The following is a 347-nucleotide window of genomic DNA, read 5'->3' on the forward strand; positions in this document are numbered from 1 at the left end:
CCGTCCTGGAAGGCCTGGACTTGTACGATGACCGAGCAGTAATCCGCACTGCCGTTGTCGGCAACGGCGTACACCCGCACCGGTACGTCCTGGTTAACTACCTCGCAGTCCAGGTCAATGCCCAGACGGCCAGCCACTGGCGTGAAGCCGGCAACACCCGCTTCTTCTTCCGTGTAGATGCTGTACTTATCGATCAGGTTACCGAAGCAGTCAAACACATCGCTGGCGATGAAGTCCGTGGCCCAGATGGCCGCCATTCCACCACCCTGGCCGTTGGGCATCAAGGTCACGGTCAGCGTCTGGATACAGATTGGCGTCGGCGCTTTGTCCGGCGTTACACAGAACTC

General features: G+C 59.4%; 1 pseudogene. It reads right to left on the reverse strand.

What is annotated here, in order from left to right:
• Window positions 1-347 (reverse strand): annotated as a pseudogene (locus H9S92_RS00010) (hypothetical protein); the annotation flags it as partial.

The organism is Neolewinella lacunae, from assembly GCF_014349155.1.
GTDB lineage: Bacteria > Bacteroidota > Bacteroidia > Chitinophagales > Saprospiraceae > Neolewinella > Neolewinella lacunae.